The 12,943-nt window shown below is 66.1% G+C and carries 14 protein-coding genes; 8 read left to right on the top strand and 6 right to left on the bottom strand.

Annotated elements, in window-relative coordinates:
- Window positions 1-56: 56 nt before the first annotated feature.
- The 3 genes from ACZ5Y5_RS11470 to ACZ5Y5_RS11460 form a co-directional block, all read right to left on the bottom strand.
- Window positions 57-791 carry a thioredoxin domain-containing protein gene (locus ACZ5Y5_RS11470; RefSeq protein ID WP_464810534.1) on the bottom strand — a complete coding sequence of 245 codons (735 nt, stop codon included), beginning with the start codon at window positions 789-791 and terminating at the stop codon, window positions 57-59.
- Between the two features lie 45 nt (window positions 792-836).
- Window positions 837-1,508 carry a thioredoxin domain-containing protein gene (locus tag ACZ5Y5_RS11465; protein WP_464808752.1) on the bottom strand — a complete coding sequence of 224 codons (672 nt, stop codon included), beginning with the start codon at window positions 1,506-1,508 and terminating at the stop codon, window positions 837-839.
- A 128-nt stretch (window positions 1,509-1,636) separates the two neighbouring features.
- On the bottom strand, window positions 1,637-2,179 hold the full coding sequence (locus tag ACZ5Y5_RS11460; RefSeq protein ID WP_464808751.1) for a DUF721 domain-containing protein: 543 nt from the start codon (window positions 2,177-2,179) through the stop codon (window positions 1,637-1,639).
- A 26-nt stretch (window positions 2,180-2,205) separates the two neighbouring features.
- Here ACZ5Y5_RS11460 and ACZ5Y5_RS11455 point away from each other — a divergent pair, with 26 nt between their 5' ends.
- The 4 genes from ACZ5Y5_RS11455 to ACZ5Y5_RS11440 are packed head-to-tail and all read left to right on the top strand — an operon-like array spanning window position 2,206 to window position 6,334.
- Window positions 2,206-3,273 (top strand): A/G-specific adenine glycosylase, encoded by a 1,068-nt coding sequence (locus ACZ5Y5_RS11455; protein WP_464808750.1) that lies wholly within the window; start codon window positions 2,206-2,208, stop codon window positions 3,271-3,273.
- Complete coding sequence (gene nudC, locus ACZ5Y5_RS11450; RefSeq protein WP_464808749.1) at window positions 3,263-4,165, top strand: NAD(+) diphosphatase; 903 nt, start codon at window positions 3,263-3,265, stop codon at window positions 4,163-4,165. The genes ACZ5Y5_RS11455 and nudC overlap by 11 nt, the downstream gene beginning before the upstream one ends.
- A gap of 38 nt (window positions 4,166-4,203) precedes the next feature.
- Window positions 4,204-5,550, top strand: coding sequence for a TldD/PmbA family protein (locus ACZ5Y5_RS11445; protein ID WP_464808748.1), 1,347 nt, complete (start codon window positions 4,204-4,206; stop codon window positions 5,548-5,550).
- A complete protein-coding gene (locus tag ACZ5Y5_RS11440) occupies window positions 5,537-6,334 on the top strand; it encodes an inositol monophosphatase family protein (protein ID WP_464808747.1) in 798 nt (265 codons plus the stop codon). The genes ACZ5Y5_RS11445 and ACZ5Y5_RS11440 overlap by 14 nt, the downstream gene beginning before the upstream one ends.
- 34 nt (window positions 6,335-6,368) lie before the next feature.
- Here ACZ5Y5_RS11440 and ACZ5Y5_RS11435 read toward each other — a convergent pair whose 3' ends face one another.
- Window positions 6,369-7,076 carry a GDSL-type esterase/lipase family protein gene (locus tag ACZ5Y5_RS11435; protein WP_464808746.1) on the bottom strand — a complete coding sequence of 236 codons (708 nt, stop codon included), beginning with the start codon at window positions 7,074-7,076 and terminating at the stop codon, window positions 6,369-6,371.
- Window positions 7,077-7,200: 124 nt separating this feature from the next.
- Between ACZ5Y5_RS11435 and ACZ5Y5_RS11430 the strand changes: the two genes are divergently transcribed.
- Window positions 7,201-8,172, top strand: a complete 972-nt coding sequence (locus ACZ5Y5_RS11430) for an acyltransferase family protein (protein WP_464808745.1) — start codon at window positions 7,201-7,203, stop codon at window positions 8,170-8,172.
- Between the two features lie 15 nt (window positions 8,173-8,187).
- On the opposite strand, the gene ACZ5Y5_RS11425 is transcribed toward ACZ5Y5_RS11430, so the two are convergent.
- Both ACZ5Y5_RS11425 and purD read right to left on the bottom strand, forming a co-directional pair.
- On the bottom strand, window positions 8,188-8,706 hold the full coding sequence (locus ACZ5Y5_RS11425; protein WP_464808744.1) for a hypothetical protein: 519 nt from the start codon (window positions 8,704-8,706) through the stop codon (window positions 8,188-8,190).
- Window positions 8,707-8,768: 62 nt separating this feature from the next.
- Window positions 8,769-10,046 carry a phosphoribosylamine--glycine ligase gene (gene purD, locus ACZ5Y5_RS11420; RefSeq protein WP_464808743.1) on the bottom strand — a complete coding sequence of 426 codons (1,278 nt, stop codon included), beginning with the start codon at window positions 10,044-10,046 and terminating at the stop codon, window positions 8,769-8,771.
- 7 nt (window positions 10,047-10,053) lie between these two features.
- Between purD and xseA the strand changes: the two genes are divergently transcribed.
- From xseA to ACZ5Y5_RS11405, 3 genes are all read left to right on the top strand, one after another.
- Window positions 10,054-11,559 carry an exodeoxyribonuclease VII large subunit gene (gene xseA / locus ACZ5Y5_RS11415; protein WP_464808742.1) on the top strand — a complete coding sequence of 502 codons (1,506 nt, stop codon included), beginning with the start codon at window positions 10,054-10,056 and terminating at the stop codon, window positions 11,557-11,559.
- 33 nt (window positions 11,560-11,592) lie between these two features.
- Entirely contained in the window at window positions 11,593-11,802 is a 210-nt protein-coding gene (locus tag ACZ5Y5_RS11410) for a DUF2093 domain-containing protein (protein ID WP_464808741.1), read from the top strand.
- Window positions 11,803-11,877: 75 nt separating this feature from the next.
- On the top strand, window positions 11,878-12,666 hold the full coding sequence (locus tag ACZ5Y5_RS11405) for a M23 family metallopeptidase (protein ID WP_464808740.1): 789 nt from the start codon (window positions 11,878-11,880) through the stop codon (window positions 12,664-12,666).
- The last annotated feature ends 277 nt before the right edge of the window (window positions 12,667-12,943 follow it).

Genomic DNA, 12,943 nt, shown 5'->3' with positions numbered 1-12,943 from the left:
GCCGCCCCGCCTTCAGCGGGAAGCTGTACCGAAAATGTCAGCCCCCCCTTGGCCAATCAGATACCCGCTTCCTTGAGCTTGGGCTGCAACGATGCCCAGTTCGCGACGTTATCGACCTTCACATCGTTCAGGATGAAGGTCGGCGTGCCGTCGATCTTATACTGGTTGCTCGCCGTCTCGACACCCTTGGCCAATTTTTCGGCGGCTGCCGTGTCGGCCAGGCACTGCTTGGCCTGATCCTCGGCGATGCCACGCTGCTTGGCGAAATCGACCAGCCCGACGGCCTGCGCCAGATTGCCGAAACGCTGCGCCGGCGGCGCGCTCATCAGCTGCTGATATTTGGCATCGCCCAGCGCCTGCGCCTTTTCAAACATCGCATTCTGGTTGGCGAAAAACTGGTCGCTGATCGGGTAGAAAACATCCTTGCCGCCGCAGCGGGCGAGCAGCGAGGTGGCAATGTCGATCGGGTCGCGCACGAAGTTGCGCAGCTCATAGCTCATCTTGCCGCTATCGACGATCTTGCGGATTTCCTCCGAAGCCTCGGCCGCGAAATCGCGGCAATGGCTGCAGGTGTAGGACGCATATTCGACCAGCTTCACCTTCGCCTGCGGATTGCCCATGACGAAGTTGCCCTCCGGGGTCTGGGTCACCGTGGTGGACCAGGTGGTTCCCGCAGGTGCGGCCACGGCGGCGACGGGTTCACCCGCGACGAGATTTTCCGCGTCCTTCTTCCCGCAGGCGGAAAGGGTCAGCGACAGGGCGATCAGGGCAAGTCCGGAAAAGGCTTTCACGTCGGCAAGGCTCCGTTGGTCGGGCGTCAGGATCAAGGGTTTAGTTCAGCGCGCGGCCTTGGGCAATGCGTCGCGCAACGTCGCCCAGCTTGATCCGCCCGCCAGCGCGCCATTGATGGTGAAACCGGGCGTGCCGCCGATCTTCACCTTGTTCCAGGCTTCGTCGGTCATCGCCAATATCTGCTTCATCGCCGCCGGATTGGCGATGCAGGCGTCCAGCTGCGCGGGCGTGAAGCCGCGCTTGCCCATCAGTGCGTAAAGCCCGGTATCGCGCCCGATATCGCGCAGCGCGGCGATCTGCTCCGACGGCTTGGCCGCGCCCCGGTCATAGGCCTGCAACTGCTCCATCCACGCGTCCTGATTGGCGAACAGCGCCTCATGATTGCCGAAGAAGCGCTTGGGTCCGCCGCAACGCGCCAAGAGGGCGGCGGTCAGGTCATATTTGTCGCGCACCGCATTGCGCACCTCGACGCTCACCTTGCCGCCCCTCACATAATCGGCCTTCAGCGGCGCACTCGCCTCGCCCACGAAATGGGCGCAGTGGGAACAGGTATAGCTCACATATTCGACCAGCTTGGTCGGTGCGGCCGGATTGCCCAGCACATGCCCGCCAATCGGCGACAGCGCCACTCGCGCGGTCCGGTTGGCCGCAGGCGCGGCGATCAAGGCGCCCGGCAGGGCGATGAGAGCAAGGATAGCCAATCGAATTTTCGTCATGCGATAACCCAATGAAGCGCCGCCCCTGTACGGCCGTTTGAATCTTGGTGAGACTTACCCGCAGCTCTCGAACTCGTCATCCTGAAAGGAGTTCAGGATGACGGTAGTGGGACAGGGCGGTTCGGCCCTCACCCAATCTTCGGCAACCCGCTGGAATTCACCAGCCCCTGTGCCAGCGACTCCAGCACCTGGCGCAACTCCGGGTCGCCGATATCCCGCAACGAATCGCCCAATTCCACCGGCACCGGCTTCAGGTTGCGCGGCGGCGGCCTGCGCTCGGGCGCGCTTCCGCGCACCTCGCCCTGCTTCATCGCCACCTTGGCCACCGCCGCATAGCCGAAAAAGCGGTTCACCCGCTCGATGATGTCGGGCAGCACATGCTGGATCATCGGCGCATGGCCGCTCATCACCGTCAGTTGCAGCGTGCCGCCTGCCTTCTTGCCCACCGGAAAGCGGATCGATTCGGGCGCGGAAATCTCCGCATAATGCGCCCCCACAATCTCTGCCCAGCGGGTGACGATGCTCGATTGCACAAAGCCGAACTTGCGAAAGGCCGCCGCGCCGATCTGCGGCATCAGGTCGGCGATCTGCCGCGCGCCGCCCACGCGCGGTCGCTCCGCCGCCTCGGCAGCACGACTTTTCAATTTGGGTATCGCGGGGCGTTCCGTCATCGCCTGCTTAATGGCATAGCGCAGCCATGGACGTCGAGCGGAACCTCATGAAAATCGCAGCAGATCTGCTGGCCCATTATGATGTCCACGCCCGCCGCCTGCCCTGGCGTGCGCCGCCAGGGGCCAACGCCGCCGATCCTTATCGCGTCTGGCTGTCCGAAGTCATGCTGCAGCAGACGACCGTCGCTGCCGTCGGCCCCTATTTCGCGAAGTTCACCACGCGCTGGCCCACTGTCGAAGCGCTTGCCGCTGCCGACGACGCTGACGTCATGGCCGCTTGGGCGGGGCTTGGCTACTATGCCCGCGCCCGCAATCTTCTCGCCTGCGCCCGCGCCGTGGCGACCGGGCATGGCGGCGTTTTCCCCCATACCGAGGAGGGGCTGCGCAGCCTGCCCGGCGTCGGCGCCTATACCGCCGCCGCCGTCGCCGCCATCGCCTTCGGCCGCCGCGCGGTCGTGGTCGACGCCAATGTCGAGCGGGTCGTCGCCCGGCTCTTCGCCATCGACACGCCGCTACCCGCTGCTCGTCCCGCCATCCGCGCCGCTGCCAACGGCATCACACCGGACGCCCGCGCGGGCGACTTCGCGCAAGCGATGATGGACCTGGGCGCAACCATCTGCACCTCCCGCAATCCGGCCTGCGGCATTTGCCCGCTGCGTGAGCATTGCGCCGCCTTCCTCACGGCCGACCCTGCCGCCTTTCCGGTGAAGGCCGCGAAGAAGGCAAAGCCTCACCGCATCGGCCATGGTTGGTGGATTGAGCGGCCCGATGATCATGTCTGGCTCGTGCGCCGGCCGGCGAAGGGCCTGCTCGGCGGCATGCGCGCCCTACCGTCCTCCGATTGGAGCGCCGCGCCTGAGGCCACCCCGCCGCTCGCCGCGCGCTGGACGCCGCTCGCTGAGCCGGTCGCCCATGTCTTCACCCATTTCTCACTGGCCTTGACCGTCCATGTCGCGCATGTGGAAAGGGACAGCATGCCGCCGGGAGAGGGTGAATGGTGGCCGCTCGCCCGGATCGGCGAGGCGGGCCTTCCCACCCTGTTCCGCCGGGCGGCAGAAGCAGCGATGAAGGAGAGAAAGTCCGATGCCCACTGAACAGCTTGGCTTTGCAGGCGGCCGCCTCGACCGGGCCGACCATATCCGCATGAAGCCCGAACTGGTGGCTGAGGCGCTTGCTTCGCCCGGTGCCCGCTGCGTCGTCCTCGATGGTCTCGATCCGGTGACGCAGGACGGCCATCTGCTGATGGAACCGATCAGCCCGCAAGCACGCATCGAAGATTATCTCCTACTCGGCCTCGACGAAGCACAGCGCCCGATCTTCGCCCGGCTGGCTGGAGCGTCGGACACCAACTTTACGCCAAGCGCGCGCAGCCGCACCATCGTCACCGAAGTTCCGGCTGACGAGGTTGCGCTGTACGGCGCAGCGCGCAGCCTCGTCCATTGGCACGGCCGTCATCCCTTCTGCTCGGTCTGCGGCTCGGCGACACGGCCTGAAAAGGCCGGCTGGGCGCGGCGCTGCGGTTCCTGCGATGCCGAACATTTCCCCCGTGTCGATCCGGTCGTCATCATGCTCGCCGAACATCAGGGGCGCGTGCTGCTCGGCCGCCAGCATAGCTGGCCCGAAGGCTTCTATTCCGCCCTCGCCGGTTTCATAGAGCCAGGCGAGACGATCGAGGAAGCGGTCGCGCGCGAGATCAAGGAGGAGGCGGGGCTGACCGTCCACTCCATCCGCTATGTGATCAGCCAGCCCTGGCCTTTCCCCTCCTCGCTGATGATCGCCTGCACCGCCCAGGCCGACGACGACAAGCTGACGCTTGATGAGACGGAGATTGCGGAGGCGATCTGGTGCGACGCCGATGATGTCCGCGCGGCTCTGGCGTCTCAGCCCGGCGCGCGCTTCAACTGCCCGCCGCCCATGGCCGTTGCCTATCATCTGCTCAAACATTGGGCCGACGCGCAGGTTGCCCCCGCAGAAGCAAGCGCGTAAGGCCCAAGCCCCACCTTTAGCAGGAATGCCCCGCGCCCATGCTCAGCCTCGAAGAAGCCCAGTCCCGCGCGCAGGATATGGTGACGGCGGCACGCAGGGCAGGGGCCGACGCTGCTGACGCCATCTACGCCTGCAACGCATCGACCACCGTGGCCGTGCGCCTCGGTGCGCTCGAGGATGTCGAGCGCTCCGAGGGCGAAGAGATCGGCCTGCGTGTCTTCATCGGACAGCGCTCCGCCAGCATCGCCGCGTCGGACATGAACCCCGCGACTCTTGGCACGCTCGTCGATCGCTGCATCGCCATGGCGCGCGAAGCGCCGGAGGACCCCTATGCCGGTCTTGCACCGGAAGACCGCCTGCTGCGCGGCGCACTCCCCGCGCTAGACCTCGCCGACCCCAGCGATCCTGAACCCGCCCTGCTGCGCGCACGCGCTTTGGCGGTCGAGGAAGCCGCCCGCGCTGTTCCCGGTGTCACCAACAGCGAAGGCGGCGGCGCATCCAACGGCCGCAGCCAGGTCGCGCTCGCCACCAGTCACGGTTTTGCGGGCGCTTATGCAGGCACCAGCCATTCCACCTGGGCCAGCGTCCTTGCAGGCAGCGGCGCGGACATGCAGCGTGACCATGCCAGTCACAGCGTCCGCCATCTCGACGATCTCGAGGACCCCGTCGCCATCGGCGCCCGCGCCGGTGAACGCGCCGTCGCCCGCCTCAACCCTGCCAAGGTTGAAAGCGGCGTCCTGCCCATCCTCTTCGACCCTCGCATCGGCTCCAGCCTGATGGGCCATCTGATCGGCGGCATGGTCGGTCCGGCGATCGCCCGCCGCTCCAGCTTCCTGCTGGATTCGCTGGGCGAAGCGCTGTTCGACAGCGCCATCACCATCATCGACGATCCGCTCCGCCCGCGCGGCATGCGCTCGCGCCCCTTCGATGGCGAAGGCCTCCCCGTCGCCCGCCGCGCCCTCATCGACAAGGGCGTGCTGACCGGCTGGCTGATGGACAGCGCCTCCGCCCGCCAGCTGGGCCTGGAACCCACCGGCCACGCGAGCCGCGGCGGCAGCGGCGCGCCCGGCGCAGGCGTCACCAACGTTCATATGGAGCCGGGCAGCGCCTCTCCAAGGGAGCTCATGGCCGACATCAAGCGCGGCATCTACGTAACCGAACTCATCGGAATGGGCGTTAACGGCGTCACGGGCGACTATAGCCGGGGCGCAGCCGGTTTCATGATTGAGGACGGCGCGATCACCCGTCCTGTTTCCGAAATCACCATCGCCAGCAATTTGAAGGACATGTTCCGCGCCCTGGTGCCCGCGAACGACCTTGTCTTCCGCTATGGCATGAACGTGCCCACCATCCGCATCGACGGGATGACCGTTGCCGGGGGCTGATATCGACCTGCGCGCGCTGGTAGGCGCGGTATCCGACGCCGCCGACCGCGCGCTCACCCTCTGGGCGGGCGGCCAGACCCAGGTGCGCCAGTGGGAAAAAGTCCCCGGCCACCCCGTCTGCGAGGCCGATCTCGAAATCGATGACATGCTGCGCCAGAGCCTCAGCCTCGTCGATCCCACAGCCGGCTGGCTGTCGGAAGAAACCGCGGACACTGTCCATCGCCTCGACCTCGCCCGCGTGTGGGTGGTCGATCCGATCGACGGCACCCGCGATTATCTGCGCGGCCGTCCGGGCTGGGCGGTCTCGGTCGCTCTGGTCGAACATGGTGCGGTGCGCATCGGCATCCTCGCCGCCCCCGCACGCAACGAACTCTGGCTGGCGCAGGCGGGGCAGGGCGCCACGCGCAACGGCCGCCTCCTGCAAGCGGGCTCCCGCGCGATCCTGCCCGGCGCGCGCGTCCCCGCCGACCAGTTGCCCCGCCACGACCGCGACCTCATCGCCGTGCACAAGCCCAACAGCATCGCGCTCCGCATGGCAATGGTCGCCGCCGACGAGGCTGACATCGTCGCCACCGTCCGCTGGGGCAATGAATGGGACGTCGCCGCCGCCGCCCTGATCGCGCAGGAGGCAGGCGCCACCGTGACAGACGCGCTCGGCGATCCGCTATCCTTCAACCGCCCGGAACCCACCGCCTTCGGCTTGCTCTGCACCGCGCCCGGCATCCACGCAGCCGCCACCGAACGCCTGGCCCCCAGAGCCCGTGAACTCCTCGGACGCAGTTAGCGCACCGCTTGCCTGGACGAGCCTCAGTCCAGCTTCACGCATCGCACCGCTTCAGCACGTCCGCCGGCAGTACCTCATGCAACCGCCGCCGCACGACCTCAGCCCAGATGCGATAGCCCGCCGGGTTCATATGCACCCCATCCGCCCGGTAATTGTCGCCCGGCCGTCCATCCACCAGCAGCGGGCTGGTGATATCCACATAATAGGCGTGCCGCATACGGGGCAGCAGTCGCTTGGCCGCCGCATTGAACAATTGCTGCGCTTCGAAATGCGCCCAGCGGCCCGGACTTGGCTTCATTGACAGCACCAGCACCGGCACATCGCCTATCATGCGGCTGCGCAGGTCGAGGAACGCCGCCAGATCCCGCACGACCGAGCGCACCGCCACACCCTTCGCTATGTCATTCTCCCCGACATATAGGATGATGGCGGCTGGCTTGGGATCATCCGCGGCATTGGCGAAGCGCGGTAAGATCTCGGCATAGCCCGCATCGTCGATGCCGCGCCGGTAAGCCGACCAAGGCGCCATATCCCGCTCAAGGCTGGTCCAACGGTGGATGGAAGAGCTCCCGACGAACCAGAGGGCGCATCGCTCCGCCCGCTGCGGCGCGCCAGGCAAAGTGGCGCTGGCGTCGCGGTGGCGCTGAAAACCTATCCAGCCCCCCACGATCAGGCAGAAGATGGCAAGCGCCAACACCGACTTCGCAGCCGGCGACTGTTCCAGACGCTCAAAAGCCCCCATCCCCATCGTTGGTTATAGCTAAAGTAAATCCGTCCAATGAGGAACCGAAAAACCAGCTGAGTTAACCGGAATGCAACGCTTGTAACGGCATCGTTCCAATCGGGGCGCGCGGGAACAGATTTTTGTGGCGAAGAATCCATCCATCGACCTGCTGAAGGGCGTGCTGATATTGCTCGTCATGGCCGGTCACGCCATGGAATTGGCCGACGCGCATCATCTGATCCTCTGGGTCGGTTCCGGTTTCCGCATGCCTTTGATGATCGGTATTTCCGGTTATCTGCTCAACGTCACCCGCACCCGCAACACTCCCGCCATGGACCTTCTGTCCCGCTATGGAAGGCGCATGCTGCTGCCCTGGGCTGTCGCGACGATCGTCTATGTCATCGCCGCGCGTTGGCCGATGGCCTGGACCACGCCGCTCGACCTGTTGCTGCGGCCCCCCTTCCATCTCTGGTATGTACCCGTCCTATTCTTCCTCATCCTGACGACGCGGCTGCTTCCTTTTCCGCCGCTGATCCTGCTCGCGGTCGGCGCGCCGTTCAGCCTGGCCATCATGTATGGTTTCGGCCTTGGCCATGCGCCGATCTATGACGGGCTCCTCGCGCCGGACAGCCGCTTCCTGCGATATCCGGTCTATTTCTTTTTCGGCATGCTGCTCGCCGAACGATCGCTGCCGCGGGGCGCGCTGTGGCCCGTGCTGCTGCTGTGCGGCCTTGGGCTAACCTGGTGGGCGGGTCTTTATGCCAGCGGGAAGGAGCTTGCCTATGTCCCGGCCCGCTTGCTCATGTGTCTGGGCCTGATCGGCCTGCTGCCCGCGCTTTCGGCGCTTCCCCTGCGCGCGCCGCCCGTCAACGCGATTGGGCGCGACAGCCTGTTTTTCTACCTGTGGCATCCGCTGGTGATGGGATCGCTGATCCTGACCGGCATCGGCCCACTGGCGACGCTGGCGCTCGCGGTCCTGCTGCTCACCATCGCCAGCCGCCTCGCCGCCCAGCGATCGCTTGCTGCCCTTCTGCTCGGCGCTGCGCCCTTGAAGCCGCCCGCCATGCCGCGCAAGCCAGGTCCATCCCTCGCCGCCTCGCCGCACGGCGTCTGACAATCAGGCAGCGCCTCAAAGCTTCCCGTATTTCGCCTCAAAGCCAGCCTGATCACCGGCGGCCAGATATTTCGCCTGATCAACCCATTGGTCCCGCACCGGACGGCCCTTGAAGTTGCCGAGCTTCGCGTCGATCGCCGCGATATCGGCATCGCTCCAGCTTGCGATCTGCGCATAACGCGTGACACCAAGCTCGATCAGCAACGCGTTGAGCTTCGGCCCCACGCCTTTCAGCTTCAGCAGATCATCGCCTGCGCCCGAAGCCACGGCAGGGGAGGCCACGGCCGGTTCGGGAGCAGCAGGAGCGACGACAGGTACAGGCTCTGCAACCGGGGCAACAACAACCGGCTCTGCCGCCACCGCTGCGGCGACGGCTGCGGGAGGCGTGACGCCGCGCTGGTCGACCTCCACCGGAGGCTCGGCCGGAGCCACATCCACGCTCTTCTTGCGCCCCGTCAGCAGGAATATGACACCGATCAGGATCAGCAGCGCGATCAGCAGCCACAGGCCATAATCAATGAAAAACTGCTGCATCAATCGGTCCTCCCTCTTTCGTCGGGGTATCTAAGGGAGAGCCGCCCTCTCCGGCAAGAGTCTCAGCGGCTTTCGCGTTCAACCTCGCGCCAGCCAATGTCCCTGCGGCAGAAGCCGGTTGGAAAATCGATCGCGTCCACCGCCTTGTAGGCCGCAGCCTGCGCTTCCCTCACGCTGCCGCCGCTGGCCGTGACGTTCAGCACCCGCCCGCCATTGGCGACCAGCTTGCCGTCCTTCTCCACCGTCCCCGCATGGAACACGCGTGCGCCGCCCGCTTCCGCCGCTTCGATGCCGCCGATCGCGCCACCCTTTTCCGGCGTTCCCGGATAGCCCTTCGCCGCCATCACCACCGTCAACGCCGTCCGGTCAGCCAATTGCACCGGCCCCTGTTCCGCCAGCCGCCCTTCGGCCACCGCCAGCAGCAGCTCGACCAGATCGCCGTCAAAGCGCATCATCAGCACCTGGCACTCGGGGTCGCCGAAGCGCGCATTATATTCGATCAGCTTCGGGCCTTCTTCCGTCAGCATCAGCCCGGCATAGAGAACGCCTGAATAGGGCGTTCCCTCCGCCGCCAGCGTGTCAACGGTCGGTCGGATGATCTTCTCGATCACTCCGGCTTCCAGTTCCGGTGTCAACACCCGCGCCGGGCTGTATGCGCCCATGCCGCCCGTGTTGGGGCCAGTGTCGCCGTCGCCCACCCGCTTATGATCCTGCGCCGAACCAAAGGGCAGGATTGCGCTGCCGTCGGTCAGTGCAAAGAAGCTCGCTTCCTCGCCGCGCATGAACTCTTCCAGCACCACTTCTTCGCCTGCCGCGCCGAACGCGCCGGAGAACATCGTGTCGAGCGCTTCCAGCGCCTCTTCCCGCGTCTCCGCGATGATGACGCCCTTGCCCGCGGCCAGGCCGTCGGCCTTAATCACCACCGGCAGGCCGAAATCGCCAAGCGCCGCGATCGCGCCATCCTTGCTGTGCACCCGCTCATAGCCTGCGGTCGGGATGTTCGCCCGCTTGCACAGATCCTTGGTAAAGCCCTTGGAGCCTTCCAGCTGCGCCGCCTTCTTGCCCGGCCCGAACACCGGATAGCCCTTCACCCGCAGATTGTCGGCCAGGCCATCGACCAGCGGTGCTTCCGGCCCGATCACCACCAGCCCGATCGCATGGCGCAGGCAGAAATCCACCACCGCGCGATGATCCGTGACATCCAGATCGACCAATATCGCATGCTGGGCTATGCCGGGGTTGCCCGGTGCTGCATAAAGCGTCTTGAGGCTGGGCGATTGCGCCAGCTTCCAGGCCAGAGCATGTTCGCGGCCGCCGCTGCCCAACAGAAGGATGTTCATTTCGCCCATGTCCCCGGAATATGAAGCTGGTTTCGATACGTCGGGCCGCCTGTTAGCGGAGGAAAGGGCGGGGGACAACGCGCCGCCGCTTTCGGTGAGCGAATTGTCGGCCGTGCTGAAGCGCACGGTGGAGGACCGCTTCGGCCATGTCCGCCTGCGCGGGGAGATTTCCGGCTTCAAGCGCGCCGCTTCGGGCCACCTCTATCTTTGCCTCAAGGACGACAATGCCGTCATCGACGGCGTGATGTGGAAGGGTGGGGCGCAGCGCCTGCCTTTCGCGCCGCAGGACGGGGTGGAGGTGATCGCCACCGGCAAGCTCACCACCTATCCCGGCCGCTCCAAATATCAGATCGTGATCGACCGCATGGAACTGGCGGGCGAGGGCGCGCTGATGGCGCTGCTGGAAAAGCTCAAGGCCAAGCTCGCTGGCGAGGGGTTGTTCGACCGCGATCGCAAGCGCCGTCTGCCCTTCATGCCGCGCACCATCGGAGTCGTGACCTCGCCCACCGGCGCCGTCATCCGCGACATATTGCATCGCCTTGAAGACCGCTGCCCCACCAATGTCCTGCTCTGGCCCGTTCTGGTGCAGGGGCAGGGGGCAGCGGAGCAGGTTGCCCGCGCGGTTCGCGGCTTCTCGGATATGAAGCCCGGCGGGCCGCTGCCCCGGCCCGACCTCGTCATCGTCGCGCGCGGCGGTGGTTCGATCGAGGATTTGTGGAGCTTCAACGAGGAAATTGTCGTCCGCGCCGTGGCCGAATGTTCGATTCCCGTTATCTCGGCGGTCGGCCACGAAACCGACACCACGCTTTGCGACTATGCCGCCGACATGCGCGCGCCCACGCCCACCGCTGCGGCCGAAATGGCTGTTCCGGTCCGCGCCGATCTCATCGCCATGCTGACCGAACAGGGCCTGCGCATGAATCGTGCAGTCCGGCGCGGCGCGGCCCAAGCGCGCGAGCGGCTGGACATGCAGGCCCGGCTCATGCCCACGCCCGACACGCTTCTCGCCCCGCAGCGCCAGCGGCTCGACCAACTGTCCGACAATCTCGGCAACTGCCTGCGCCATCGCGTCGCGGACGCCCGCGCCCATCTCGGGCAGGCGGGCGGCGCGCTCCGCCCCGCGCTCCTCCAGCAATATCTCAACCGGGGGAAGGAACGCCTCGACCGTCTCCGCCTGCGCCCGGACTATCTCAGCCGCGTGTTCCATGACCGCGCGACCGCCTTCGACCGCCTTTCGCGCCTGTTCGTCTCGGTCAATCCCGACCTCCCCCTGCAGCGCGGTTTCGCACGCGTCATGGCCGGCGATCGCCTCGTCAAGACCGTCGCAGACGCGCGGGCGGCCGGCGCAGTCTCGCTCCATTTCGCCGATGGCGCGGTAGCCGCAGCGATAGAGGGCGGCGCACCCCCGCCACCCCTTGAGAAGCCGCCGGGCCAAGCTATATCCCCTTCATCCCGCCCCGCGCGCAAAGCGCAGGAGGGCGGGGAAACCCGGCAGCAGGACCTTTTTTCCTGATGCTGCCCAAAAGCAGAAAGGCCGCCTGATCCCATGCTGATGTCCAACCGCGATCGCCCGGCCCGGCTTCACTATATGGCCTACAGCTTCCGCGTCCTGCAGGCGGGCGACCATGTCATCTGCGCCGTCACCGGCCAGAAGATCCCGCTCGACGACCTGCGCTACTGGAGCATCGCGCGGCAGGAGCCCTATGCCAGCGCCGAAGCCTCGGCTGAAGCCGAACTCAAGGCCCGCGGTCTCTAGCTTGGCCGCGAACAGCCGCCTTGCTGAACCTGTTTCAGCATCCATCTCCCACAAGCTGAGCATTCCGCAGGCGCGATGATACCGCTCCTTGCCTTGGCGCTCGCCGCCATCCAACTCACCGGCACGCCGCAACAAGGCGCAGCGCTCACCGGCACAGCGCCTCCAGCCACTGTCGAACTCCGCCTTGACGGCCAGATCATCCCTGTCGATTCCGATGGCCGCTTCCTCATCGCCTTCGACCGAGACGCCCCGCCGCAGGCGCGCCTCACCGCCCGCCTTGCGGATGGCGGCGCCCTCGATCAGCCGCTCACGGTCGCCCCGCGCGCCTGGCGGATCGAGCGCGTAAACGCGCCGCTTCGCCCCGTACGCGACAACGAGGCCTTCCTCGCCATCCGCCGCCCGGAACTGGAGCAGATCGCCGCCGCCCGCGCCCGCGTCACTGGCGCACAAGGCTGGCGTCAGCGTTTCCTGTGGCCCCGCATCGGCCGCATCTCCGGCCTGTTCGGGTCGCAGCGCATCTATCAGGGCGTCCCCGGCGCCTATCATGGCGGCATCGACGTCGCCGGAACGACCGGCGACCCGATCGTCGCGCCTGCCGACGGCGTGGTCATCCTCGCCGCCGATCATCCTTTCACCCTCGAAGGCAACCTGCTGATGGTCGATCATGGCCACGGCCTCAGCAGTGCGTTCCTCCACCTCTCCCGCATCGACGTGAAGCTGGGGCAGACGGTCCGCCAAGGTCAGCAAATCGGCGCGATCGGCGCTACCGGACGGGCCACCGGTCCTCATCTCCATTGGGGGCTGCGCTGGAATGAGGCGCGTATCGACCCGCTTCTCGTCGCCGGACAGATGCCTCCACGCTAACCTTTGCTGTTTCCGCGCAACTTAGGCGCATCTGCCCGCAGCAGGCGTGAAGCAAAGTTCCGCGGCCTTTCGCAGGGCTGTAACAAAGTTGTTAAACGTCCGTAAAAGTCCGTTTTCTGTGCGATGTGGCAAATTTACGACAGTTCAACAGCAAAGTAATCATCGGCCAGCAACATTGCTTTACACTCTTAAAACGACTGCGCAGACTGCCGCGCAGCACGGATGAAGAGGGGTTTGCTGTCGGGCTCCCAAGGCCCCTCTTCATACGTCAAAAGCA

The sequence above is a fragment of the Sphingobium sp. TomTYG65 genome, assembly GCF_055395525.1.
Note: the sequence above shows the minus strand (reverse complement) of the source record. Positions and strands in the feature narration are given on the sequence as shown.